Annotated in this window: 22 protein-coding genes; 15 read left to right on the forward strand and 7 right to left on the reverse strand. The window is 59.8% G+C overall.

Annotation, left to right across the window (positions count from 1 at the left end; all coding sequences use genetic code 11):
* Window positions 1-227: 227 nt before the first annotated feature.
* Window positions 228-1,253: an RcgR family putative quorum lactone hydrolase gene (locus IHE39_RS25015; protein WP_192568377.1), complete on the reverse strand. Its 1,026-nt coding sequence runs from the start codon at window positions 1,251-1,253 to the stop codon at window positions 228-230.
* Complete coding sequence (locus tag IHE39_RS25020; protein ID WP_192568378.1) at window positions 1,243-2,856, reverse strand: RcgA family putative transporter; 1,614 nt, start codon at window positions 2,854-2,856, stop codon at window positions 1,243-1,245. The genes IHE39_RS25015 and IHE39_RS25020 overlap by 11 nt, the downstream gene beginning before the upstream one ends.
* 150 nt (window positions 2,857-3,006) lie before the next feature.
* On the opposite strand from IHE39_RS25020, the gene IHE39_RS25025 reads away from it, so the two are divergent.
* The gene (locus tag IHE39_RS25025; protein ID WP_192568379.1) at window positions 3,007-3,435 is read left to right on the forward strand and encodes a hypothetical protein; all 429 of its coding nucleotides are present in this window, start codon (window positions 3,007-3,009) and stop codon (window positions 3,433-3,435) included.
* Window positions 3,436-3,492: 57 nt separating this feature from the next.
* Here IHE39_RS25025 and IHE39_RS25030 read toward each other — a convergent pair whose 3' ends face one another.
* Genes IHE39_RS25030 through IHE39_RS25045 form a run of 4 tightly spaced genes read right to left on the reverse strand, consistent with a single transcriptional unit; the run spans window position 3,493 to window position 5,861 of the window.
* Complete coding sequence (locus IHE39_RS25030) at window positions 3,493-3,978, reverse strand: hypothetical protein (protein ID WP_192568380.1); 486 nt, start codon at window positions 3,976-3,978, stop codon at window positions 3,493-3,495.
* Window positions 3,979-4,000: 22 nt separating this feature from the next.
* Window positions 4,001-4,654, reverse strand: coding sequence for a thermonuclease family protein (locus tag IHE39_RS25035; RefSeq protein WP_192568381.1), 654 nt, complete (start codon window positions 4,652-4,654; stop codon window positions 4,001-4,003).
* Window positions 4,655-4,689: 35 nt separating this feature from the next.
* Complete coding sequence (locus IHE39_RS25040; protein ID WP_192568382.1) at window positions 4,690-5,226, reverse strand: thermonuclease family protein; 537 nt, start codon at window positions 5,224-5,226, stop codon at window positions 4,690-4,692.
* Entirely contained in the window at window positions 5,223-5,861 is a 639-nt protein-coding gene (locus IHE39_RS25045; RefSeq protein WP_246485628.1) for a hypothetical protein, read from the reverse strand. Before IHE39_RS25045 ends, IHE39_RS25040 begins: the two co-directional genes overlap by 4 nt.
* 109 nt (window positions 5,862-5,970) lie before the next feature.
* Here IHE39_RS25045 and IHE39_RS25050 point away from each other — a divergent pair, with 109 nt between their 5' ends.
* From IHE39_RS25050 to IHE39_RS25075, 6 genes are read left to right on the forward strand one after another with little or no spacing between them, the layout of a single operon-like run.
* Window positions 5,971-6,852, forward strand: a complete 882-nt coding sequence (locus IHE39_RS25050) for a lytic transglycosylase domain-containing protein (protein WP_246485629.1) — start codon at window positions 5,971-5,973, stop codon at window positions 6,850-6,852.
* A gap of 54 nt (window positions 6,853-6,906) precedes the next feature.
* Window positions 6,907-7,200, forward strand: a complete 294-nt coding sequence (locus tag IHE39_RS25055; protein ID WP_246485633.1) for a TrbC/VirB2 family type IV secretion system protein — start codon at window positions 6,907-6,909, stop codon at window positions 7,198-7,200.
* A gap of 3 nt (window positions 7,201-7,203) precedes the next feature.
* On the forward strand, window positions 7,204-7,503 hold the full coding sequence (locus IHE39_RS25060; RefSeq protein ID WP_106573224.1) for a VirB3 family type IV secretion system protein: 300 nt from the start codon (window positions 7,204-7,206) through the stop codon (window positions 7,501-7,503).
* Window positions 7,504-7,505: 2 nt separating this feature from the next.
* On the forward strand, window positions 7,506-9,920 hold the full coding sequence (locus IHE39_RS25065; RefSeq protein WP_192568384.1) for a VirB4 family type IV secretion/conjugal transfer ATPase: 2,415 nt from the start codon (window positions 7,506-7,508) through the stop codon (window positions 9,918-9,920).
* A complete protein-coding gene (locus tag IHE39_RS25070; RefSeq protein WP_192568385.1) occupies window positions 9,917-10,981 on the forward strand; it encodes a lytic transglycosylase domain-containing protein in 1,065 nt (354 codons plus the stop codon). Before IHE39_RS25065 ends, IHE39_RS25070 begins: the two co-directional genes overlap by 4 nt.
* Before the next feature lie 11 nt (window positions 10,982-10,992).
* Complete coding sequence (locus IHE39_RS25075) at window positions 10,993-11,691, forward strand: type IV secretion system protein (protein WP_192568386.1); 699 nt, start codon at window positions 10,993-10,995, stop codon at window positions 11,689-11,691.
* 115 nt (window positions 11,692-11,806) lie between these two features.
* Here the strand turns inward: IHE39_RS25075 and IHE39_RS31110 are convergent, their stop codons facing one another.
* Complete coding sequence (locus tag IHE39_RS31110; protein ID WP_343070128.1) at window positions 11,807-11,935, reverse strand: hypothetical protein; 129 nt, start codon at window positions 11,933-11,935, stop codon at window positions 11,807-11,809.
* Between IHE39_RS31110 and IHE39_RS25080 the strand changes: the two genes are divergently transcribed.
* The 8 genes from IHE39_RS25080 (at window position 11,922) to IHE39_RS25115 (ending at window position 19,459) form a co-directional block, all read left to right on the forward strand.
* A complete protein-coding gene (locus IHE39_RS25080) occupies window positions 11,922-12,932 on the forward strand; it encodes a type IV secretion system protein (protein ID WP_192568387.1) in 1,011 nt (336 codons plus the stop codon). The genes IHE39_RS31110 and IHE39_RS25080 overlap by 14 nt on opposite strands.
* Window positions 12,933-12,976: 44 nt before the next feature.
* The gene (locus IHE39_RS25085; RefSeq protein ID WP_192568388.1) at window positions 12,977-13,672 is read left to right on the forward strand and encodes a VirB8 family type IV secretion system protein; all 696 of its coding nucleotides are present in this window, start codon (window positions 12,977-12,979) and stop codon (window positions 13,670-13,672) included.
* A complete protein-coding gene (gene virB9 / locus IHE39_RS25090) occupies window positions 13,669-14,478 on the forward strand; it encodes a P-type conjugative transfer protein VirB9 (protein ID WP_192568389.1) in 810 nt (269 codons plus the stop codon). The genes IHE39_RS25085 and virB9 overlap by 4 nt, the downstream gene beginning before the upstream one ends.
* Window positions 14,478-15,695, forward strand: a complete 1,218-nt coding sequence (gene virB10 / locus IHE39_RS25095; RefSeq protein WP_192568390.1) for a type IV secretion system protein VirB10 — start codon at window positions 14,478-14,480, stop codon at window positions 15,693-15,695. Before virB9 ends, virB10 begins: the two co-directional genes overlap by 1 nt.
* On the forward strand, window positions 15,676-16,707 hold the full coding sequence (gene virB11 / locus IHE39_RS25100; protein ID WP_192568391.1) for a P-type DNA transfer ATPase VirB11: 1,032 nt from the start codon (window positions 15,676-15,678) through the stop codon (window positions 16,705-16,707). Before virB10 ends, virB11 begins: the two co-directional genes overlap by 20 nt.
* Window positions 16,704-18,743, forward strand: a complete 2,040-nt coding sequence (locus IHE39_RS25105; RefSeq protein WP_192568392.1) for a type IV secretory system conjugative DNA transfer family protein — start codon at window positions 16,704-16,706, stop codon at window positions 18,741-18,743. Before virB11 ends, IHE39_RS25105 begins: the two co-directional genes overlap by 4 nt.
* 108 nt (window positions 18,744-18,851) lie before the next feature.
* A complete protein-coding gene (locus IHE39_RS25110) occupies window positions 18,852-19,181 on the forward strand; it encodes a type II toxin-antitoxin system RelE/ParE family toxin (RefSeq protein WP_192568393.1) in 330 nt (109 codons plus the stop codon).
* Window positions 19,178-19,459 carry a helix-turn-helix domain-containing protein gene (locus IHE39_RS25115; RefSeq protein WP_192568394.1) on the forward strand — a complete coding sequence of 94 codons (282 nt, stop codon included), beginning with the start codon at window positions 19,178-19,180 and terminating at the stop codon, window positions 19,457-19,459. The genes IHE39_RS25110 and IHE39_RS25115 overlap by 4 nt, the downstream gene beginning before the upstream one ends.
* Window positions 19,460-19,472 lie beyond the last annotated feature (13 nt).

Raw genomic sequence — 19,472 nt, forward strand, 5'->3', positions numbered from 1 at the left:
TGGTCGACTAACGGTTATCGCGAAATCGTCACGGGCACCGATGTCCGTTTCGAGCGAATTCTCAAGCTGCCGGTTAGCGCATGACCCGACTCGGCGCTCCGCGCTCGCTCGGGAACACGATGGCAGTGGCTGGCTTGTTGCCGGCCGATCGCGACAGCTTCGAGCGGTTACGGCCCAGCGAGCTTGGGGCCCTCATCTACCCAATCAGTCGCGCCGCTGTCCCGACATTAGCGACCGGATCTTCCGAAATGCGCCCTCGACAGGAACCGTTTCAAGCTCAAACCAGCCAGCAAAATGTAGGGCGGAATGGCAAGCGAATAGTGACCACAGTTTAATTCAAGAATATTTGGCTGAGCGTCGGCGTCCTTCAGCCTTTGCATGAACCTCTGTGATAGCTCTGGCAACACCACTTTGTCTCTCTTAGCCAACACAACGTGAAGATCGAGACCAGGCCGTGCCAAACTATGCGCGTAATTCTCCAAGTTAAGTGAACCCCATGCTCTTCTCAGATCGGTAAGCTCAATCTCAGGCCCAAGGCTATCGCGTATCGTTCGTGTCGCGCGACCCGTCCAAACCATATCCGCTAGACTCCCCGCCGTCAGAAACAACGAGGCTTTTGACACAGCCAGGTCGTGTGCCGCGACTAGGGCCGCAACCCAGGAACCTAAGCTCATTCCGAGAACCGAAATCTCTCGATAGCCCTCGCTTTTCAACCAACGTATGAGTTTTCGCCCATCCAACACTGCCTGCCTTACAGATTGGATCGTTCGACCGAGATTAGGGCTAAGCATATAGTCGGCGTGCGCGGAGCCGGGACGGCTGCGCTCGAAGTGATAGGGCATAGCAATCTCGACAACCGTGATGCCACGCTGCGAGAAATAGCTGGCAATCTGACGATTCCAGGCGGTTGCATTCCAATGGTGAAAAATCACCATCGCCTGATTGAACGCGCCGCTTTCTGTGATTTTCGCCAAGACGACATTGTTCTGCTCTACATCAGTAGAGATGTCCGATGGAAATTTGAGCCACCCACCTTCCCTTTCAAAGCCCTGATCGCTCGCAGTGGGCTCATCGAAAAAGGTTGGATCAGCCACAGCCTGGTCCGCAAGGTCACAGAATTCCTCGATACTTGTTATCCTCTTCGCACCTGGAAAGGCGCGTTCCGCGTCAAGGACGAAATCCGTTGCTTTCTTCCCTTCCTCTCCGCGAAGGGCCCGGCGTTCGTCCCAACGATCGAGCCAACTATGAAACACTCTGATTGTTTCCTAACTCGCTCGCTCGCCAGCGACCAAATCCTGGATCGATCAGGCCGTATAGTGCGAGCAGCACTGTAATGGCGAGAAGGGTGGAAAAGCCGGCAAACGCGTCGATCAACAAGTAGCTGACAACAAGTAACGCCACGACCGCCGACATCTTCCACAAAGGCGCATGAAATCGACTTCCGACACCTAATCGGATGGAGCCATACAGAAATACAAAACAGGCCGATATGGCGACAAGGAGGCTACTGTAATGCGTCGGCATTCGATAGCGGAACCCGGTGCTCACATCATTGCGGCTTTGGAAGATCGAAGACATATCGCCGACCAACCACGCGACAATATTCTCACCATTGGATGCCAGATAAGAGCTTTGGACCTTCATCCATATGGCGACCAGAATCCCCAAAACAGCACACCGAAAAACCCCTCGCATCACTATGAGGCCGGCTTCACTCAACTCGTGCTGATGATCAACATCCGGCCGCTTCTTCAATCCGTTTCCAATTTTCCAAAGATCATGAACAATCGTATAGAGTAAAATGAGACCTACGAAGAAAAGATAAAACACCAGGCACATGTATAGGTAAGCTAGCCCGGTAAAAACGACCGTTGCCGGGACAGATATGACCTCAGGACGCACGAGAGCTATTTTCCCCCAATCCATGGCATAGTTGCCGCCGCCTTTCATCAACGGGATCAAGGACACGCCGACCCACTGGAAAAGACCCGCGAACAGCAAGCAAATCAAAAAAACCGACCAATACGTGTACGACGAAGCGTCAACGTTGCGCATCCAGGCGTCATCGCTATCCACCTCACCGCCAGGCGCTGCGAGTTTTTTGCGCCCATCACTTTTCCAGAAGGCCAGCAACTCTATGACGAAGAAGAAAAACAGCGGTAAAAACACCATGAAGTCGAGTGTCCAATTTGCCGCCCAAAGGAACCCAACCTGCTTAACGAGCCCGTCCGCCCGCTCGTAGGTTACGTTGTGGATACCATTGATGTACGACAAAAAGCCAAGGGCGGTCATGCCGGCAAACACCGACGCCGGTAAATTCAGGGGAGATCCGTGACTAAACAGCGCCTCCGATTTCCTTGCCAGACTAAAGCGCTGCCTCGGCCGATTGGCGCCAGTATCCCGTGCTAGCGCTGCCTGGTATCCGGAATCGTCATCAGAGGACGCGGTTCGGGGCATATCTGGAACCGCCAACGCAATGCCGCTACCGGCTCGCTTCCATTCTCGCCTCTTGGCCAACAACCTCGATTGCGCCGTACTAAGCTCCATCTGCCATTCGCTGGTTGCGATAGGATCATCGCATCCAAAAATCCTCGCTAGCCAGCGAATATTGGCAGTGCTTACTCCCTTCTCATTTTCTTGAAACCAAAGCTGCACCGTTCGCAGATCGACTCCAACCGGATTGGAATCAATCTGTGAAATCGCCTCTGCAAGAAGCTCGGGCGTCCATGGACCTGCAGGAAACCCGTCCTCGCCCGGCGGCCGACCAGCACCTGCCGCCGCCAACCGTTTGAACAACTCTTTGAAATCGCTCCCGTCGTTCGGCGGAGGAACAAATAACTTTCCGTTCCTAAACAACGACTTATTGGCCCTCTCTTCGTTTCGTTTCGCTGGGCTTCGTATCCTATCGTGCGCTCGTCCTCGATCAACGTTTTTATGAACCCGCGAAGGATCAGCGAAGCGCGACCGGGCTAAGCGAATTTGTCGAGGATGTCAGGAAGGGATGCAGTGCCGTTTCAGACCCGTGCCTGGAACCAGATCCGGTATCTTCCTGGAAGAATGAAGATGATGGGAAGTCTTTTTCGGCATCGCAGAACGATGTCATGGAGCATTGCGCGCCACAAGCGCGCGCGTCAGGGAAGGGTCACGGCCGAGGAACCGTCTTCATCGGCATGGAAGCTTGTGCGTTATCCAGCGCTGATCTTCTTTCGCTGGCGCGAGAAGCGCGCTCTTTCCAAACTGATCGTGCTTGCGCCGGCAAACGCCGATGAGGCCCGTCAGAAACTTGTCTATCTCATAGCCGCGATCGTGGCTGATCCGGCCACATCGGATGCAATCGGCATCGCAGACGCGATCAAGACGCTGAAGCCCTTTGAAGGAACACTGGCTCGCTGCCTGAATAGAAGGAGAAACCGTTTCAATGATTCGCCGTTGTGACGCACCGTGCCGAACCTGCAATTTCGGACGTGGTGGCAATTGAAAGCACAGACTTGTCTATTTGCGCAGATTGAACCAGTGGCGTGTCACCTTTCCATCGCCGGCCGTGATGTCGAAATAGTACGGATCTTCCCGCACAGGGCGCGGCATCGTTACGGTTTCCTGGCAACCATCGCGGCCGCCATAGCCTGACGGACACCTGTTGCGAACCTGAATACAGAGGTCGCTCTGACCACCGCCATGATCTTGGTTGCTGGATCCGACGCTCCATCCGGAAGGGCATTCGTCATAGGCTTCGTAGCCGGGCTTGCCGGTCCCGGCTTCAGGGCAAGTCGGCCAGGAAAATCCCCAGTTGCCCATTGCCGAAATCAGCCGCTGCATCGGTGGGTGACACGCCGGCACGCCGCGCCAGGCCGGGTTCGAGGATGATGCGCACAGGAGCACCTCACATCCCCATTCGCTCGCCGCAGTGCGATCGGTCAACGAAGCAAACGCCGCCGCGGAGAGTACCGTCGCCATTGAGATCATCCTGACAGGGTTCATGGGAACGTCTCCTTCGATCAGCCTATCGATCTGTTCGCTTCGGGCGCGTGCGGGCATCCTCGAACGGTGGGGAGATTTCGTTTTCGCGTTCGGCAAGCAGGTTGAAATCAGCGATCGGGCGTCTTGCAAGCGTCCGGTCCACCGCCTTGCGTCGCCACTCCGGCATGTCGAGCACATAGGTGGCCCACATGCCGTACCGGGCCGACATCGCGTGGTTTTCCCATGTGAGATATTCAGCTGGCGCCGGCGACATCACCCGAGCCCAACCGACGCGCAGCATCTCCAGGGCCAAATCGCGGCCGCGCACCGTGCAACGGCCGACAAGAGCGCCATCGGCATCGTACACCCGAACGCGGCAATCGACCGGTGCATTGCCAACCGTGCGTTTCAACCACCCCTTCGCCAGAGGACCGCATGGCACTGGCTTCGGGATCATGCTTTCGCCGTGGCGGCGAGGATCGTAGGACCATTGCGGGAGCTCGCAGACGTCGATCGATGCCAGCCGCACCTTGTGCCCACCCTTTGGGAACCAAAGTGTTCGCCCATCGATGACAGATGTCCGGCCGGAGATCCTTGTTGCCTCACCCAGTTTGGGAAGCGATCCAGCTTCGACGAAGGATCGTCTCTGATCGCGCAGGACGTCCGCCGAATGGACCGGAGAGGAAAGGGCGGTCATTAGCAGAGCCACGACGCTCGATGTGGCGGCTGACCTCACGGCGACGTGCCTCCGCCGGTTGCATTTTGACCGAGCAGGATCGCCGGATGCTGGACATCGTCGAATTGCCAGAGACCCACCTTCTTTTGCCGCGCGGCTTGTTCCATCACGGCGTAGGGTGGGTGATGGGGCAGGCCGCGTCCGTCGAGGGAGGCGAAGGCGAAGCCGGAGGAGATCATCAGATTGGCGAGGTCGAGCCGGTCTGTCCCGATCGTTGCATAGCAGGACACGAAGACCGTTCCGGCCGATCGCGCGACTTGCGCACAGACGGGATGCGTATCTGCGATGTAGGCGGCCAACACGGCCAAGGAGGCCTCCCCGCAGTCGCGACGAGCGGCGGACTTATCGGTATAGGCTGTGCCGCGCAGGCAGGCCTGCGCGCCGAAGAGGCGGAAGCGTCGGCCGTTGTCCTGCCAGCTGTCTCCGCTGTCGAGCGTCACGCCTGGTTTCAGCTCGAAGTAACCCTCTGGCGGTGCGGCCATCACCGGCATCGAACCGAACGTCAGCGCCAGGAGGAGGGCAGGGGACTTCATTGCTTCGCGATCCTTGGGTCGGCCCACATGCCATAGCCGCGGCGGCCAATATCCTCGGCCTCCTTCAGGTCGGCTCTTGCAGGTGTCCCGTCAGGTTTCCTTGTTATGCGGTGGCTGCCGAGCGAGACCAACTGCTCCTCGAACATGTCGACGCTGTCCAGACTGCCCGGGTAGTTGTAGTAGCCGTAGCAGGTTGCGTCCTGCGCCTGCGCGCCGGTCTCGCTGACAAAGGCGCGGCAGTAGATCACACGGGGCGACTGGAGCAGCGTTGCCAGACCCTGGCGAGCGTAGTCGTCACAGGACCCGGCAAATCCTTCCTTGCGATTGACCATGTCGCCCGCGCAAGGCTCGATCCCGTAGAGGTGCACCCTCAGATTCGCGTCGACGCGGAAGTCAGTAGGCGACACTGCCCTGAATCCGGAAGCCGACGCATAGCCCTTGCGCTCCGACACGTTCCCCTGGCCGTCGTAATATTCCATGACCAGGACGGTCTTCCCGGGTGCCGCGAGCGAACGAACATAGGTTTCGTCCACCGGCCCGGCCGCATAGGCCGGCAGGCATGCGCCGATCGCCGCCAGGCAACTGGCCGCTCGTCTCATTTGCAGTCGCCTCCAGGTTGTTGCCGTGCTCGACATTGACCTGCCTCCTTCCATTTTGCAAGAAAAATCACAATCAAATTGACATTGTTTTTTCTGTCGCCTAACCATTCGAGCATCTGTCGTGTCAAGGCTTGGATGCGGACCCATGGCGACGCAAGCAAAATCACCGTCGATAGCGCCGCTTCTGGCCGTGACAATCCTCACGAGCATATGCGTTAGCCCGGGCCGGGCCGCATTGGCGTCCGAACTGTCTGCGTCCACACTTCTCGAGCGCCAAAAGGCTCGAGAAAATGGACAACATGATGATGTTCCGTCGTCCGCTGACGCCGTAGCCGAAGCACGCTGGGCGCGGCTGCCTGACGACTACGTGCTGGGAGAGGGTGGTCAGATAGTAGTTCCCCAAAACCAGGCGCCGGAGCTGATCGGAGCGCCAGCAGCCGAGGTCGTCGGGCTCGAATCCGACGGCAGTCATTTTGATAGCGGTATTCAGCCTGGCACGCCGGAGTGCGGGCCGTCTCCGGCAACGCCTGCTGAGATCACCCGCCTCGTGATCGAGGCGGCAGAACGGCACGATGTCGATGCGGGATTCGCCGTTGCGGTTGTGACCGCCGAAAGCCGCCTCGATCGGCTGCGCAATTCGCCCAAAGGCGCGCGTGGACCCATGCAGCTCATGCCGGCGACGGCCGAGCGTTTCGGTGTGACCCATATCTGCGATCCCGAAGAAAACATTGATGGTGGGGTCCGCTACCTGCGCGAACTAGCCGACGAATTCCGCAATCCGCTTCTCGTCGCCGCTGCCTACAACGCCGGCGAGGAACGCGTGCGCGAGCATGGCGGCATTCCGCCTTTCAAGGAAACGATCGGGTATGTCGCCGAAGTCCTCAACATTCAGATGGGTCTTGAGGGAAGCGGTGCGACTGCGAGCAAGCCGCGTGACGTTGCTGATGAGCAGCGATCAAGCCCCGCCAGCGGAGTCATCACGTCGCGCGAACGCCGCCAATGGGTCGGCGGTGTCATGCATTTTTAGCCGGAGGCCACCATGAACGACGTTTCCTATTCGCCCGCTGCGGGGTCAGTGCCAATGCCGATTGCGTTCGCCACGATGCTGACCATCTGTCTGGTGTTTGCAGAGCCGGCATTGGCGCAATCCTCTGGCGCCTTTGCGCCGCTGGAAACCGCAGTCCAGATGATCGTGGACTTCATCACCGGGCCGTTCGGTCGGCTTCTCGCCATCATCGCGGTGATCGCGCTCGGCTTCCTTGCTTTCGCCGGCCGCCTTTCCTGGTTCACCGCCGGCGCAGTCGTGCTCGGCATTGGCCTCGTCTTTGGCGCGCCGGCGATCGTGGACGAGATGATCGCGGCCGTGGGGAACTGAGCCATGGGCGAGCTCACCGACGAACAACCCCATCTGACGCCGCTGGTGATCGGTCTGACACGGCCGCCAATGATGTGGGGCATCCCTCTCAATGCCTTCTACATCATCGTCGGTTTCACGCTGATCGCCTTCCTCGTGAGCACGAGCTTCTGGTCGGCGCTGATCGCGCCGCTGATCTATCTCGCGCTCTTCGCCTTCTGCAGCCGCGACATCCGGATTCTCGATCTCGCTCAGGTCGTCGGTCGCCGCACACCGCGCACGCCGAACCGGCTGTTCTGGCGCACGAACTCATACGGGCCCTGACCATGTTGAACGTCGTCGCCGAAGAGCTGGGATTTGGACGTGAGCGCCGGCGCGAGCGGCTTATGTCGACCCACATTCCGTATCTGCGCCATGTCGCCGACACCGTCATCCGGCTCGAAAGCAGTGCGATCCTGTCGGTGATCAAGCTAGATGGATTGTTTTTCCAGACGGAAGATCAGGCCGAGCTCAATATGCGTGCGGCTGTCCAGAACACGTTGATCCGAGCGCTCGGCTCGAGCCGCTATTCGCTCTGGTCGACGGTAATCCGCAAGGAGGTCAAGCCCTCGATCGGCGGAGCCTTCTCCGACCCGTTCTGCGAACTTCTGAACACGCGCTATATGGCATCGCTGCGCGACAAGCGCATGTTCACCAACGAACTCTATCTCACGATCGTCCGTTCCGGGATGCGTGGCGCGCTCGGCGCCGCCGAAGGTTTTTCGCGACTGCTCGACCGCTCCTCCGGAAAAGAGGTCCTCGAGCAGCGCCTGCACGAACGCATCAACGAACTCGAAGAGATCGTGGGCAACGTCACGCGCGAGCTGCAAAAGTACGGCGCGCGTCCGCTTGGCGTCGTTTACCGGGATGGCGAGCCCTATTCGGAACCCTGCGCCTTCATCAACACCCTGCTCACCTGCGGCATCTCGCGCGACATGCGCCTGCCGCGCATGGGCATCCGCAGCTATGTCGGCACGTCGCGCCTGCATTTTTCGAAGCGGACGCTGCAGGCGCAGGGTCCGACCGAGGCAGAGAACCGCTTCGGCGCGATGCTGTCGATCAAGGAATATCCGCCCTTCTCCGGACCTGGGATGCTCGACGGTCTCCTGCAGATGAATCACGAGTTCATCTGCACCCAGTCGTTCACGCTTGCCGACAAGCCAATCGCCCAGGAGCGCATTTCCCGGCTGCAGCGCCAGATCCACGCGTCAGATGAATCGGGCAGCACCGTCGAGACCGATATCGATTTCGCGCTGAACAGCCTGCTCAATCAGGAAGCCGTCTTCGGCTATCATCATTTCAGCCTTTTGTGCCTGTCGCGCGATCTCGCTGGACTCGACAAGGCCGTCGCCGAACTCGGCTCGTGTCTCACCGACATGAACATCAACTGGCTGCGCGAAGACCTCAACATGGAGGCTTCGTTCTGGGCGCAGCTGCCGGGCAACCACGCCTACATTGCGCGCTCCTGCATGCTGTCGAGCGCGAATTTTTCCGGCTTCTCCTCGCTGCACAATTTCGCGACCGGTTCGATTCGCGGCAACCACTGGGGACTGCCGATTTCGATCCTCGAAACGACGTCGCAGACGCCCTACTGGTTCAATTTCCATCAGCGCGACATCGGCCATTTTCTGGTGACCGGTCCGACCGGGTCGGGCAAGACCGTTGCGCTGACCTTCCTGCTTGCGCAAGCCTTCCGGATCTCGCCGGAACCCCGCGCCGTTTTCTTCGACAAGGACCGTGGCGCCGAGATCTTCATTCGTGCGGTTAGCGGGGACTATGAGGTGCTTCAGCCGGGCGTGGCGACCGGCTTCAATCCGCTGCAACTCGAGAACAACGCGACGAATCGCGAGTTCCTGCACCGCCTGCTCAAGGCCATGCTCGACCCAGCCGACGGCCACGGGTTCAGCCAGGAAGAAGAGGACACGCTTGAGCGGGCGATCGGGCGCATCTGCCAGGAGCCGGTCGAGCAGCGCACTCTAACCAATCTTTCCGGCCTGTTGATGGGCCGCGCACGCTCCGACGCCAACGATCTCCAGTCACGTCTGCGTCCATGGTTCGAGGGCGAGAAGGCCTGGCTCTTCAACGCGCCGCAGGACGTCTTGTCGTTCTCGGGCCGCCGAATTTTCGGCTTCGACATGACGCACATCCTCGACAATCAGGACGTGCGCACGCCGGCGCTCATGTACCTTTACCATCGGCTGGACGAGCTGCTCACCGGCGAGCCGGTTCTCATCTTCATGGATGAGGGCTGGAAGCTTCTGCAGGATCCGGTCTTCTCCAATTACATCGTCGACAAGATGAAGACGATCCGAAAGCTCAACGGAATCGTCGGGTTCGGGACGCAGTCGGCCGCTGACATCGCACGCTCGCCGCAATCGCACACGCTGATCGAGCAGTCTGCGACCAATCTACATTTCCCCAATCCACGCGCGGACGAGGAAAGCTACATCCGGCGCTTCGGACTGACCGCCAAGGAGTACGCCTTCATTCGCAACACTCCGCCCGAGCGGCGGACATTTTTGGTCAAACACGGCAACGACTCCGTCATCGCCAGGCTCGACCTCACCTCCATGCCGGATCTCGTTCGCGTGATGTCCGGCCGCAAGGAAACGATCGAGCAATGCGCAGCACTTCGCGCGCAACTCGGTGACGATCCGGCGAAGTGGCTGCCTGTTTTCTGCGGCTGGGAGGTTCCAGCATGATTCGGCCTGTTTCCATGCTTCTGGTGTTTGCAGCATCACCGGCACTTGCTGACATTCCGACCATCGACAATACGGTCCTCGACCAGCGCGAGGATCGCGACCGGAAAACCAGCGAGATCGAGAAGGTCGACGAGGAGCGCTACGTCAACAATCAGAGCGTGACCTGCTCAATGTACCGGCCAGGCCGAAAGGATGATCCGGTGGCAGCGGCGAATGCAAATCCTGCGATCGCCGGCCTCGTTCGTCGGATCGCGCGGGAAGAAGGCGTCGACGAAAACCAGTTCCTGGCGCTCGTTTACCAGGAAAGCCGTTTCAATCCTTGTGCAAAGTCCGGTGCCGGGGCGATCGGCCTCGCCCAGCTTATGCCGGGAACCGCCGGCGACCTTGGCGTCGATCCCTACAATATCGATCAGAACCTGCGCGGCGGCGCGCGTTACTACAAGCAGCAGCTTCGAAAGTACAACGGCAATGTCTCGCTGGCGCTTGCCGCATACAATGCCGGCGCGGGGAACGTGAACAAATATGGCGGCATCCCGCCGTTCAAGGAGACGCAGGGCTATGTCGCCAACATAACCCGGAAGTGGCTGCCTGCCTTCGGCGGCTCCGACAAATCGGGCATTCCGGTCAACTATGGCGGCGGCGGCGCCTATGCGGGCGCCCGGACCAGCACCATGATCGCAATGGGCCTGACCGCGGCGATCGGAGAGGGGTCCGGCGATGTCACGTCCTGGCTGACGCAACTTGGCGACATGAGTTCGGGCACGATCCAGGACAGCTGGGATCACAATTCGGGCGCGCGCAACGCGAACATCGAGCTCATCAATCGGCTGATCCTGCTCAGTACGGCCTTCGCCGATCTCACCAATTCCACCAACGCCATGACGCTAGGCGACCTGTCCGGCACAAACCGATCGACCCGGTATGAGACGGGCAACGAAGGCGACGATCGGCCAGTGGCTGGCTTCTGCGACGGGCGCGAAGGCTTTGTCTGGGACGCCGACGCGAAGGCATGTGTTCAACACATCGACGCGCAGGCGCAGCTGCTCCTCGATATTCAATGATGGAGATCGACATGAAACGCTCGTTGGCAATTCTGGCGTTCGTCGGCGCAGGCATAGCGCCGGCAGCAGCCGATATCCCGGTCATCGACAAGACCAACTACGCGGTCGCACGTGATACCGCTGAAAAGACCGGCAAGATTCTCGATACGAACAAGGAAATCCTCACAACGGTCGAGGAGACCCTGAAGGCGGTCACCGGCGACCGCGGGGGCGACGCTGGTCCCCTGAAGGATATCGCGATCGGCAACGGTTTTAGCGTCTCCTCCATGCCGTCCTTCGACAGCATCCTGAAGGGTGGGATCGCCGATTTCGGCTCACTCGATCCCAAAGTGGTCGAAGCTGCCACGCTTTTCATCAACGGCTTGCAACTCGTGCGCTCTCTTTCGGGCAAGGACAACAGCTCGCTGGCCAGCGACAAATCCTATGAGGAGCTCATGAAAACGGTGATGGGCGTGTCGGCTCTGATTACCGGTTCTCAAGCTGCGGTCGAAACCCGCCGCTCCGCACTCGAAACCGCCGGCGGCGACATCGGCAAGGCCGAGGATATCAAAGGCTCTATCGACCAGAACACGCAGCTCCAGGTCCAGACGGGCCTGACGTTGAACGAAATGATCGGCGTGCTGAACGCCGGCGTGCAGTCGTTGCACGCCGAGAACCAGCGCAAGCTGACCGACATGTCGAACACCAAAAAGGCGCTGCGGTACGAATGAGAGGGCGGCAGTGCATCTCGAACGCTCTGGTGTTCGCACTGGCCGTTCTCTCCAGCGGGTGCGGCACACCGCGCGAGAAGACGGCGCCGTGCACACGACCGGCCAATCTGTCGAGCTATGCCAGCACCGGGGACGAATGCGGACCGATGTTTTCGGTCAACGCGGACAGGGCTGCGGCATTGGCGGCGATCCAGGGCTTCGCGACTGGCGACGAAGAATAGGGCAGGGCGGTGGACGACTTCATTGGCGAACTGCTGGATCGGATCGATGCGTCGGGGCAGAATTTCTCACAGAGCGCCTACGAGACGCTGAGCCAGGATCTCGAGCCGCTTCTACGCCTGCTCTTCGTCCTTGCCGTCCTGTTCTACGGCGTGCAGCTTTTCCTCGGGACTTCCCGCCTCAGCGTCGCCGAAATCATTGGTCGGCTGGTGCGCGTATTCGTCATTCTCATTTTGGTCGGCACATGGTCGAACTTCAACGATCTTGTCTATGACTGGCTGACGACGGTGCCGGAGGCGGCCGGCCGCGCCATTCTGGCGGCGTCGGGTACCGGCGTTACCGAACCCACGAACGGGCTGTCGCAAATCTGGAAAACCGCGAACACCGCCGCAGCGGCCTTCTCTGAACAGGCCGGTTATCTGTCCGTTCTGCCCGCTTTAATAGGTATCGTCATCATGCTGTTCGCCGGCATCTTCGTCGCGATCGCCCTCGGGATTCTGGTTCTTGCGAAGGTGATCCTCTGGGTTCTCCTCGGCACAGCGCCGATTTTCATCTCGTGCTTCTTCTTTGATTCGACTCGTAACTATGCCGTCGGCTGGCTCAATCAGTCGCTGCTCTATGCGATGATTCCTTTGTTCGTTTACGTGATCGCCGCATTCCTGATCGCGGCGATGGAACCGGAACTGACGACGATCGACAGCATCTCCGGCAATCGCGAACTGAAGCTCAGCGACTTCGCTGCCTTCATCATGCTGTGCATCGCCGGCGCGTTCGTGCTTTTCCAAGTACAGTCCTTAGCGCAAGGCATCGTTGGGGCGTTCGCAACCGCCATCGGTCACGAGTCGCGCCGACATGCTTATCGCGGCGTCTATCTCGGGCGCGAAGCGATTGGGCAATCGGCACGCCAGACACGGGCTGCCGTGCATCGCGTCCAGGCCCGACTCCACTCACCTCGGCAGGATGGCGCGGGCGCCTCCATGCAGCGCGCGATCACGTCAAATGGAACGCCTCGGCAGACCTGACGGCAGGTTGATGTTGGATCCCGAACAAAAAGAAAAGGGCAGGGATGGCAGACAAATCCGAATCCGCGCTGCGGTCCTATTTCCAGCAAGGCGACATCTGGGAGCAGGAGATCATCAAGCGGGCGAAGCGTTCAGCGCGCGTCGCCTGGTTCTTTTCGATCGTCTTCGCCGGGATCGCCCTGCTCAGCCTGCTCGCCGTGGTGCTGATGCTGCCGCTGAAGAGCTTCGAGCCCTATGTCGTTACCGTCGACCAGACCACAGGCTATATCGAAGTCAAGTCGGGTCTGACGCGGCCGGCCAATCTCACCGAACAGCAGGCGGTCACGCAGGCCAATGTCGTGCGCTACATCCGCGCCCGCGAGGGCTACGATCCCTATGCCATCACCGAGAATTTTGGCATCGCGGCGCTCCTTTCCGCGGACGAGGCGGCGCGGGAACTGCAGACCCTCCACAGCGCGGCCAATGCACAGAACCCCACAAAGGTTTATGGGCGGCTGAAGCGGGTCCTGGTCGAGATCAAATCAGTGACGTTCCCGAACACCAGCACGGCGATCGTCAGGTTCTCCACCAACGAACGGAGCGACACGGAATCGATCGTCCGTCATTGGATCTCCGTTGTGCGCTTCCGCTATACCGACACACCGGTCCGCAACGAATGGCGCTTCGAGAACCCTCTCGGCTTCCAGGTCTACGCGTATCGCCGTGACCAGGAGACCGTTACGCCGGGGGATACCCAATGAGGAGTGGCTCTTTTACGGCTGCGCTGATTGTAGTTGCCTCAGTTTGTCCGGCGTTAGCAGCACAGACTCCAAAGGGCGGCTCGCTCGACGCGCGCGTGACCAGCGTCACCTACCAGGAGAACAACGTCGTCCAGGTTTTCGCGACCTACGGCATCTCGACCATGATCATCTTCGACGAGGACGAGAAGTTTGAAACGATTTCGCTCGGCGACACGGAAAGTTGGCAGGTCGTCCCGGCCGAGAAGGGCAACATCCTCTTCGTCAAGCCGATCGCCAAGGACGTCGTTACGAACATGAACATCGTCACCGACAAGCGCATCTACTATCTCGAACTGCATGATTTCGCGCCCGAGGCTGGCCGCAAGGTTTTTGGAATCCGCTTCCACTACCCGGAGAAGAATCTCAACGCTGCTTTGCGACAGGAGGCCGAACAACGAGCTGCCTGGCCGAACATCTCCGGCATCGACAAGGCCAACGTCAACATCGACTATTCGTTCTCGGGTGATGCGCGCCTGAAGCCGCTTATGGTCTTCGATGACGGCAACAAGACCTTCTTCAAATTCGACCGACGCGTGCCGGCGATCTTCGCGGTCAATTCGGATTTCTCCGAAACGCTTCGAAACTTCCGCAGGGAAGGGGAGTACATCGTCGTCGACGGGACGGCGACCCAGTTCACTCTGCGTGATGGCGATCAGTGGATCTGTATCTTCAATCTCAGGAAGCCGGATTTCGCAGCGCCCGATCCGGCAATCCTCGGGCCAGTCGAAGATGACAAGGCCAAACGCCGGCGTCGGAGCGGAAACTGATGAAGCGCTCCCCTGAACTCGAGGCCCTTGGTCAGAGCGACGACCCCGTCATTGCCGACAACGCCGTTCGTCGAAAGCAGCTCGTCGGTGGCGCAGTCCTGCTCCTGCTCGGCGTCGTCGCCGGCTATATGGTTCTTGCCGGCCGGCAGCCGCCGGTTCGCGACATGCTCGATGGCGACGAGGAGTTCACCACCACAACGTTTCGTCCTCCATCCTTCGTGCGCGAGGGAGAGCCCGAGCCGGAACCTCCGGCGCCGGAGATCGTCGAGATTCCGCCGCTACCGCCTCCGCCTCCTCCGGCCGAAGAGGCCGATACGACCGAGTTCGAGGTGCCACCGCCGCCCGTTCCCGGAACGCCGCCGCCGCCGGAAGCGGTCGATGCGCCGGCTGAAGAATTCCCCGAGCGCTTCCGCTCGAAACTGGTCGTGGTCGACAATGCGACCGCCGGCGGACAAGGCAGTTTGACCGGCAACGAGGGAGAGGGGCTGACCGTCGCCGGTGAGGATCGCAGCAGCAAGTTCCTCGCCGCAGCCTCCAGCATCGGCGACCGCGGCGCCAAGGCGAGAAAGATTGAACGTATCGACGCACTCGTTCCTGAAGGCACGTTGATCCCTGGAATATTAGAGACCGCTATCGTCAGCGACCTTCCCGGGCAGGTGAGGGCGATCGTCTCTCAGGACGTCTATTCGTTTGACGGTCGACGCATTCTGATCCCCACCGGCACCCGGCTCATCGGTGAGTACCAGTCCGAAATCACGCGGGGTCAGACGAGAATTTTCGTGGTCTGGACCCGCATGCTGCGCGATGACGGCGTGTCGGTCCGGCTAAACTCGATCGGCGCCGACAGTCTGGGCCGTGCCGGCCTGACCGGGCGCGTCGACAAGAAGTTTCGCGAGCGCTTCGGCGCAGCCATTCTGCTCTCAATCGTCGGCGCCGGCGCCAGCTACCTAACCGGTTACGGTAGCGAGGCGGCGGCGGGAGACAGCGACGATGCGCAGAACGCTGAGGAGCTCGCCCGTGAAACCCTCGCGCAGACCTTCTCCGACATGGCCAACCAGGCATTGGGAGACTCCTTGCGAATTCCACCGACGATCAGCGTCAGCCAAGGCGAGCGCATCTTCGTCTTCGTCCGCCAGGACCTCGATTTTTCCGCCATGTACGAGGATCCCGTCACCGAGGCACTGAGGGAGATCCGTCGTGAACGTAATCTCGACTAACTTCGCCGCCGAGCAGAAACACCATTTCCTGAACCGGGCGCTCGAGCCGCTGCGGCCATTTCTCGATGACAGCCAGGTTGTCGAGATCTCAATCAATTCGCCGGGCCAGGTTTATGTGGAGCGGTTGGGCTCGGCCAACATGGAACACTATGAGATGCCCGAGCTCACGGCCGATGAGATCGTCAACATCGGCGAGCGCGTCGCGGCCACTACCAATCAGTTCATCAACCGGTCCAGTCCCATTCTCAGCGCCGCCCTTCCGACGGGAGAGCGGATACAGGTTGTCCTGCCACCCGCGGCAGCTAATGGCGGCGCCGTTTCGATTCGCAAGCAAGTCATCAGCAACTTCACGCTCGACGACTATCGCGATCAGGGATCGCTCGATCAGGTGACGGTCGCCGTCGGCGGTCTAAGCGAGACCGATCACGCCTTGATCGACCAGTTGTCAGCCAAGGACATCTACGGTTTCATTCGAACGGCTATCGTCAATCGCGTGTCCGTCCTGATTAGCGGCGGCACCTCAAGCGGCAAAACGACGTTCCTCAATGCATGCCTCAAATCGGTCGATCCGCATGAGCGGATCATCACGTTGGAGGATACGCGGGAGCTCTTCCCACCGCAGAAAAATGCGGTGCATTTGCTCGCCTCTCGTGGCGACCAGGGAACGGCCAATGTGACGATCCAGTCCTTGCTCGAGGCCTCGCTACGTATGCGACCGGATCGCCTCTTTGTCGGCGAGGTGAGAGGATCGGAGGCATTCGCATTTCTGCGCGCGATCAATACGGGTCATCCAGGTTCCATGTCGACTGTGCACGCCGATACGCCCCTTGGCGCCTACGAGCAGCTCGCCATGATGGTGATGCAGTCGGGCTTATCGGCCGCCTATCCGAAAGCCGATCTCATCTCCTACATCCAGAGCGTCATTCCGATCGTGATCCAGTTGCGCAGGGAAGGGGGCAGACGCGGCGTCTCTGAAATCTTCTTCGCTCGCGGACGGACGGATGCGGCATGACCGGGTCGCTCCGCGTCTTCTATTTCGGCTTTTGCCTGACCGTCGCCTTTACCATCTGGCTGTTGGCTTACGGTCTTGGTTTGCAGTTGCTGTATGGCGATGGTCGGATCCTGCAGGCAACCATCACCACAAACCCCTTTGCTCCATTTCAGCAGCTTCTCATCTATGGTGATAGCGGCGTCTTGCGCGTCGTGGCGCTCGGCGCTCTTGTGCCTGCGGCTCTTGTCGCTGGGATCGTCGCGTATATAGGCTTTCGACCGAACTCGAGCCCCCTCGGGGATGCCCGATTCCAGACCGCGACGACGCTCCATCGTGATGGATGGTTCAGGAAAAAGGGCAAGATCCTCGGTCGTTTCGGTCGCCAGGTCCTTCGCGTAGACGACGATCGGCATCACCTGATCATCGGGCCGACCCGCTCGGGGAAGGGGGCTTGCTACGTCATCCCAAACGCGCTCTCGCATGAAGGCTCGATGATCGTCACCGACCTCAAGGGCGAGATTTTTCGCAGCACAGCGGGCTATCGCAAGTCCAGGGGTAGTCAGGTCTTCCTGTTCGCGCCGGGATCGGAACGGTCGCATCGCTACAATCCGCTCGATTTCATCCGGCCGGACCGCGGCGACCGCACCACGGATATCCAGAACATGGCCTCGATCCTCGTCCCGGAAGTCACCGAATCCGAGAATTCGATCTGGCAGGCTACCGCACAGCAGGTCATCGCCGGCGCAATCAGCTACGTCAACGAAAGCATCTATTATGAAGGACACCGGACCCTCGGCGAGATCACGTCATTCTTCAACAGCGGCGCAAACCTTCAGGCGATGATGACGCTGATCAAGGAACGTGAGCCTTATCTGTCTCGCTTTACGATGGAGAGCTTCAACGCCTACATCGCCCTCTCCGAGCGGGCCGCCGCTTCGGCGCTCCTCGACATCCAGAAAGCGCTGCGGCCGTTCCGCAATGAGCGCGTTGTGGCAGCGACATCGGTGACCGACATGGACCTGCGCGCTTTGAAGCGCCGCCCGATCTCGATCTACCTCGCTCCCAATGTCACCGACATCACGCTGCTACGACCGTTGCTCGCCCTGTTCGTGCAGCAGACTCTCGACACGCTGATGCTCGAGAAAGCAGAGCGTTCGGTTCCGGTCTTTTTCCTGCTCGACGAGTTCCGCCAGTTGAAGAAGATGAGCGAGATCACGACCAAGCTGCCCTACGTGGCCGGGTACAACATGAAGATGGCCTTCGTCATTCAGGACCTGAAGAACCTGGACGAGATCTATGGCGAGACATCCCGGCATTCGCTCATGGGCAATTGCGGCTACCAGTTGGTCTTCGGCGCCAACGATCAGGTAACAGCCGAAGCTGTTTCGAAAGGCCTGGGCAAACGCACCGTCCGCTACAAGACCGAATCCCGCACGATAGAGCTGATGGGCCTGCATCGTCGCACCAAGGTTGAGCAACTGCGCGAGCGCGACCTGATGATGCCACAGGAGGTGCGGCAGATGCCGGGAGACAAGATGGTCATCCTGGCCGAAGGGCAAGGGCCGATCTTCGCCGACAAGTTGCGCTTCTTCCGGACGATGCCATTCCGGGAGATGGAGAGCTTCTCACAGACACATGTGCCGGACGTGCCGACAACCGAGTTCCTGCCACAGCGGCCCGTACCGGCAACAATTTCTGCCTATGCTGGCGAAGGCACGAATATCTCGAAAACTGAAGTCCAGGGTGCCCAGGCACCGGACAAGGCAAAGCGTGCCGGTCGAGAACTTTCCGCTTGGGCCGAACCCGCTGATGTTGGCGACAGGCGCCAAACAAGAGCGGTCGCGCCGGCCAAGGCACAGTTGCGAGCAGAGGCCGCAGCGAAAGCAACGCCTGGTCCACTCGATGCTCGTTTCGCAAAAGCCGCCCGGAAACTGAAGGCTCTTACCAAGGCTCCGGCCAGGTCCGGAAACCAGCGTGTAAAGCAAGGCAGTTGGGCTCGCGTGTTCGACGAGACCATTCCAGACGAACTGGAGATCGCCGAGGCCGAGGCGAGCTGACTCTCTCCACTCTCATCGCGTTCTGTTTTGGAGAGCGCGAACATGCCGTTCTTGGTGATCGCGTAGTTGGCTCCTTGCCAAGCATACAAAAGTTTGTATACTCCGCCGATGAAAGTGCTTAGGTTTCGGGGCAGCGCCCTCAATGATTTGCGCGCCTTCCCCGAGTCGGCACGGCGTGAAGCGGGCTATCAACTCGACAAGGTACAGAACGAGCAGGCCCCAGCCGACTGGAAGCCAATGGGCACCGTCGGGAAGGGCGTCCAGGAAATCAGGATTCGGGACGAAGCCGGTGCGTTCCGGGTCATCTACGTCGCCAAATTCGCTGAGGCCGTCTACGTGCTACACTGTTTCCAGAAGAAGTCGCAAAAGACCAGCAGGTCGGACTTGGACCTTGCCGCGAAACGCTACGGCGATCTGGTGAAGGAATTAGGCCAATGAGCAACGAAACTTTTGCAAGTGTTTGGGACGCGATCGAAGACACGCCGGCCGAAGCGGAGAACATGAAGCTCCGCTCCACGCTGATGATGGCGCTGGAGCAGCACATCCGGGCAAAGGGCTGGACCCAGGCCGAAGCCGCGCGCCAACTCGGCGTGACGCAGCCGCGCGTGTCCGATCTTCTGCGCGGCAAAATCAACCTGTTCGCCCTCGACACCCTCGTCAATATGCTGGTCGCGGTCGGCCTGCATGTCGAGGTTAGTGTCCGGGAAGCTGCATAATCATTAGCGCCCG

Source organism: Aminobacter carboxidus (assembly GCF_014863355.1).
In the GTDB taxonomy this organism is placed as follows: domain Bacteria; phylum Pseudomonadota; class Alphaproteobacteria; order Rhizobiales; family Rhizobiaceae; genus Aminobacter; species Aminobacter carboxidus.

Coding starts and splice junctions, on each gene's coding strand:
- IHE39_RS25030 (WP_192568380.1), bottom strand. CDS start 3,978: ATGAACCCTGTCAGGATGATCTCAATGGCGACGGTACTCTCCGCGGCG.
- IHE39_RS25035 (WP_192568381.1), bottom strand. CDS start 4,654: ATGACCGCCCTTTCCTCTCCGGTCCATTCGGCGGACGTCCTGCGCGAT.
- IHE39_RS25040 (WP_192568382.1), bottom strand. CDS start 5,226: ATGAAGTCCCCTGCCCTCCTCCTGGCGCTGACGTTCGGTTCGATGCCG.
- IHE39_RS25045 (WP_246485628.1), bottom strand. CDS start 5,861: ATGTCGAGCACGGCAACAACCTGGAGGCGACTGCAAATGAGACGAGCG.
- IHE39_RS25050 (WP_246485629.1), top strand. CDS start 5,971: ATGGCGACGCAAGCAAAATCACCGTCGATAGCGCCGCTTCTGGCCGTG.
- IHE39_RS25055 (WP_246485633.1), top strand. CDS start 6,907: ATGCCGATTGCGTTCGCCACGATGCTGACCATCTGTCTGGTGTTTGCA.
- IHE39_RS25060 (WP_106573224.1), top strand. CDS start 7,204: ATGGGCGAGCTCACCGACGAACAACCCCATCTGACGCCGCTGGTGATC.
- IHE39_RS25065 (WP_192568384.1), top strand. CDS start 7,506: ATGTTGAACGTCGTCGCCGAAGAGCTGGGATTTGGACGTGAGCGCCGG.
- IHE39_RS25070 (WP_192568385.1), top strand. CDS start 9,917: ATGATTCGGCCTGTTTCCATGCTTCTGGTGTTTGCAGCATCACCGGCA.
- IHE39_RS25075 (WP_192568386.1), top strand. CDS start 10,993: ATGAAACGCTCGTTGGCAATTCTGGCGTTCGTCGGCGCAGGCATAGCG.
- IHE39_RS31110 (WP_343070128.1), bottom strand. CDS start 11,935: ATGAAGTCGTCCACCGCCCTGCCCTATTCTTCGTCGCCAGTCGCGAAG.
- IHE39_RS25085 (WP_192568388.1), top strand. CDS start 12,977: ATGGCAGACAAATCCGAATCCGCGCTGCGGTCCTATTTCCAGCAAGGC.
- virB9 (WP_192568389.1), top strand. CDS start 13,669: ATGAGGAGTGGCTCTTTTACGGCTGCGCTGATTGTAGTTGCCTCAGTT.
- virB10 (WP_192568390.1), top strand. CDS start 14,478: ATGAAGCGCTCCCCTGAACTCGAGGCCCTTGGTCAGAGCGACGACCCC.
- IHE39_RS25105 (WP_192568392.1), top strand. CDS start 16,704: ATGACCGGGTCGCTCCGCGTCTTCTATTTCGGCTTTTGCCTGACCGTC.
- IHE39_RS25110 (WP_192568393.1), top strand. CDS start 18,852: ATGAAAGTGCTTAGGTTTCGGGGCAGCGCCCTCAATGATTTGCGCGCC.
- IHE39_RS25115 (WP_192568394.1), top strand. CDS start 19,178: ATGAGCAACGAAACTTTTGCAAGTGTTTGGGACGCGATCGAAGACACG.